3 protein-coding genes and 1 pseudogene are annotated in these 4,218 nt (G+C 62.4%); 1 reads left to right on the top strand and 3 read right to left on the bottom strand.

Annotation, left to right across the window (positions count from 1 at the left end; all coding sequences use genetic code 11):
• Positions 1-532, top strand: a pseudogene (locus WBV42_RS03130) (quinone-dependent dihydroorotate dehydrogenase); the annotation flags it as partial.
• Positions 533-543: 11 nt separating this feature from the next.
• On the opposite strand, the gene WBV42_RS03125 reads toward WBV42_RS03130, so the two are convergent.
• From WBV42_RS03125 to WBV42_RS03115, 3 genes are all read right to left on the bottom strand, one after another.
• On the bottom strand, positions 544-1,002 hold the full coding sequence (locus WBV42_RS03125; RefSeq protein ID WP_423984740.1) for a GNAT family N-acetyltransferase: 459 nt from the start codon (positions 1,000-1,002) through the stop codon (positions 544-546).
• A 32-nt stretch (positions 1,003-1,034) separates the two neighbouring features.
• Positions 1,035-2,750: a phenylalanine--tRNA ligase subunit beta gene (gene pheT / locus WBV42_RS03120; protein WP_423984739.1), complete on the bottom strand. Its 1,716-nt coding sequence runs from the start codon at positions 2,748-2,750 to the stop codon at positions 1,035-1,037.
• Positions 2,750-4,218, bottom strand: a 1,469-nt coding sequence (locus WBV42_RS03115) for a phenylalanine--tRNA ligase subunit alpha (RefSeq protein ID WP_423984738.1), incomplete at its 5' end; no start/stop codon positions are given. The genes pheT and WBV42_RS03115, both read right to left, overlap by 1 nt.

Genomic DNA, 4,218 nt, shown 5'->3' with positions numbered 1-4,218 from the left:
CGTGAACGTCTCCAGTCCGAACACGCCCGGTCTACGTGAACTACAGAACCGCGAGAATCTCGAACGGATCTTGACGACGCTACAGGATGCAGGCGCGAGTCCGTTACTCGTGAAGCTCTCGCCGGACCTGCCGGAGCCAGCGATAGCGGACGCACTCGACCTCGTAACGGAACTCGGGTTGGATGGCGTCATCGCCACGAACACGACGACCGACCGTCCCGAAACGCTCCGCAGCGAGTACCGCGACGAAGATGGCGGGCTATCGGGAATGCCGATCCAAACGAGTGCAACGGAGATGATTCGATTCGCCGCCGAACGGGTGGACGTGCCGATCATCGGTGTGGGGGGAATCTTCACCGCCGAGGACGCGTACGAGAAGATTCGTGCAGGTGCACACGTCGTCCAGTTGTACACCGGTCTCATCTATCAAGGGCCGTCGATTGCCCGAGATATCAACGAAGGACTGCTGGAGCTCCTCGATCGGGACGGCTACGACAGTATCGAGGACGCCATAGGAACGGACCTTTCGTAGAGAATCACTCGTCAGGCATCACGCCGCATTTCGAGAAATTCGTACTCCCCACCGTTGGTTTCCTGTACGAACACCTCGACGCGCTCGAATCCAACCTTCTCGTAGACAGAAATCGCGCGGTCGTTGAACGTCGCGACGGCGAGGGAGAACTGCTCGGGGTCGTACTCCTTCCGAGCGAACGCCAACCCGGCTTCGACGAACGACCGTCCGTTGCCTCGTCCAGTGAGGTGGGGACACATTCCGAGCCCTATTTCGAGCGTGCCATCCGAGAATTCGAACGAGAAGAAGCCGACGCGTTCGTCATCCGCACCGAACACCGCGTACTTGTCGTCCCAGTTAGTCGGATTCGTGAACCGCGCCAAGTCCTCGGGGTCGCTTTCCATGTCGTAGAAATCGTACGGCGGGTCGTAGTGCCACGAGACGATGGCGCGCACATCGTCCACTGTGATAGGACGAAATTCGTAGTTCATAGAAAAACCGCCACACGAAAAGGAGTTAGTCGTTACTCTAGTGCGTCCAGCCGGAACTCGAATCCGGTGACCGGAACCTCCAGGTCGTGCTCAACGAGCACTTCCGGATGGATTTCGCCGACGATTCCGGCCGTCTCTCCGTCGAGGACGACGGCGGCCGCACGGCCGGAGATGAACGACGGGTGCTCCGTCGGCGGCGTTTCGAGGGTGACGTCGAAGTTGCGAGCGATGGCTTGTAGACGCGCCTTGGCGTCCTCGTAGGAGGCGTCGTAGCGCGCGAGGACGCCAGCCACGGTCCGGTGTTCGGCGACGCCCGTGTTCTCCGAGTCGTCAACCGCCGCCGCCAGACCGATTTCCGTGAGGTCCTGCGGGTACGTGCGGTGAGTGTTGTTCTCCAGCACCATCATGAGCGAGGGAAGCGCCCACGTTCGGAGCATGGTGTAATCCTCGCTGTAGGGGTTTTTGATGGTCGCCGGAGTGCCCCCGCCGACGACGTCGGTGCTGGGTTCCACACGCATGCGTTCGAAGTTCTCCTCCTCACTGATCATGTGGAAGTTGAGCAGGTCCTCGAAGCCGAGACCGACGAGAACCTCGCGCGCTGCGTCTTCGAGTTGCGAGCGCTCGTGTCGGCCACCGACCGTCCCCACGTCAGGGTAGCGGGGCGAGAGGTCGTTGAAGCCGTATGCGCGGCCGATGTCGTCCACGATGTCTACGGGGTGGAGCACGTCCACGCGGTAAGGCGGAATTTCCACCTCGTAGACGACGCCCCCGTCGTCGGTCTCCTCGGCTTCGCCGGAGAGGCCGGAGTGGGCCAACAGGTCCAGCACTTCGTCCGGGGTGAACTCGATACCGAGCAGGGTCTCGATACGGTCGTGGGTGACCTCCTTGGTCGTCACCTCGAAGTTCGGTCGGACCAGCGTTCGGTCGTCGTATTCGACTTCGACTTCCTCGATGGTGCCGCCGCGGGCGTCGAGCGCGTAGCAGATGATGGCACACATCTTGTCGATGGTCCACTGGTCGGTTCCGGTGAGTTCGACGAACAGGTTGCGCGAGTCGGCTTCGACCTCGGTCCGGCGGCCGTTGATCACCGGCGGGAACGAGAACAGACCGATGTCGTCGTAGATGGCCGGGTAGCGGTCGTACTCCGAGACTAGATCGGCGTACTTCTCGCCGGTCGGGTGGGCACGCAGGACTTCGTCGGGCGTCATCTCGGCGTCCGCGTCGAGCGGCACGAACCGGTCGCCGTCGGGGTCGACGCCGACGTAGCGAATGGAGTTGCCGCCCTCCTCGGTGGCCGAACTCCCCTTGAGCATCGTCAAATCGTGAATCCCGATGGCACCTTTCGCACGTTTGCGACCCATCGTCGCGTGGAGTTTCTCCTGCAGTTGGATGAGCGAGTCGAGCGCGTCCTCGCTGAGGTTCACGCCGCGGACGACCGCACCGGTGACGTAGGGGCGTTCCTCGGGGACGCTCTCGTCCACCTCGATGGTCCAGTCCGCGTCGTTCAGCTTCGGGACGTAAACGCCGCTGTCGTCGCCGTACTGGTAGCGAAGCGAGCGCGCGACACCCTCGATGGAAAGACGGTCGAGGCGGTCAGGGGCGAACTCCAACTGCATGTCGCCGTCCTCCGTGTCGCCCTCGTACTCCAGACCGAGGCCGAACATGTCCTCCTTGAGTTCGTCGTCGCTCTTTTCGTCGTGACCGGTCAGTTGTCGCAGTTCGTCGGGGTTGACATCGACAGTTGGCATCAGTGAATCACCTCCACGTCGCGGAGCAGTTCGAGGTCACACAGCGTCCCGTGGACGTCGCGGATGTCCTCGAAGCCGTACATCAACATCAGCAGGCGTTCCAAGGCGAGACCCCACGCCATCACGTCGCACTCGACGCCGAGGGGTTCGAGCACCTCGGGACGGAACATCCCGCTGTTCCCGATTTCGATGAGTTCACCCGTTTCGGGATGGTTACCGAACAGCTCGAAACTCGGCTCCGTGTACGGATTGTAGTGCGGTTTGAACTGGATGTCCGTGATCCCGAACTGGGCGTAGAACTCCTCGAACGTGCCCATCAGGTCACGAACCGAGAGGTCCTCGGCCATCACCCAGCCCTCGATCTGGAAGAACTCCAGCAGGTGAGTCGGGTCGAGCGTGTCGTTGCGGTACACCTTTTCGACGCTGAAGAAGCGCTGTGGCGGTTCCAACTCGCCCTGCGCGTAGCCCGAGAGGTATCGCATCGACAACGAGGTGGTGTGCCCGCGAAGCGCGATTGCTCGCGCGAAATCCTCGTCCCACGGCGAGTGATATCCCTCGCCATTTTCGCCGACACCTTCGAGGTGCGCGCTGTGGACGCGCTCCACGAGGTCCTCCGGCAAGTCCCCGATTTCGGTGGGGTTCGACAGCGCGAACCGGTCCCAGTGGGTGCGCGCCGGGTGGTCCTGAGGCATGAACAGACAGTCGTTGATCCAGAAGTCCGCGTCCGCGTGCGGACCGTTCATCTCCTCGAAGCCCATCCCGACGAGTACGTCCTTGACGCGGTTCGCCGTCTGGCGCAGGATGTGAACCTTCCCGCCGTCGACTCGCTCGGCGTCGGCCGCGACGTTGTACTCGGCGAACTCCACGTCGCGCCATTCACCGGTCGTGAGCAATTCTGGAGTTAGCTGGCCGACCGTCTCGGCCGCTTCGATACCTTCCATCATCGCGGTGACGCCCGCCTCGGTCAACGTCACGGAGCGAACCGTCGATTCGGAGCGCTCGACGAGGCCGCGACTCTCCAACTGGTCGAGTACGTCAGCATCCTCGACTGATTCTCCAGAAGCGAGCGCCGAGAGCGCGCTCGCTTCGTCGTCCTCGTCCGGGTCCGCGTTGGGGTCGGCGGTGATTTCGCCGCTATCGATGGTCCCGTACCCCTTCCGGGCGTAGTTCGAGAGAGCGATGTTCACCTGCGGACCGCCGAGTCCCGACTGGCCGATGGCTTGGCCCATCTGAATGGAATCGTCGTCAGCCCCGGCGTCGATGGCCGCCTCGTAGAGGGCGATTTCCGGCAGTCCGTCCTCGGCGTACTCCTCGCCCTCTTCGGTCAGCGAGACGGATTCCTCGGTTCGTTCGTCGATCGATAGCAGTCCCTCGTCTTCGAGTTCGAAGACCGCACCCGTCACCGTCTCCGGTTTCAATTCGGTCTCCTCGGCGAGTTCCACTATCGTCTGTGCGTCGTTCGCGCTCG

The sequence above is a fragment of the Haladaptatus sp. genome (genome assembly GCF_049589095.1).
Classification (GTDB): domain Archaea; phylum Halobacteriota; class Halobacteria; order Halobacteriales; family Haladaptataceae; genus Haladaptatus.
The sequence above is the reverse complement of the archived record's forward strand: the minus strand, read 5'-3'. Positions and strand labels throughout refer to the sequence as shown.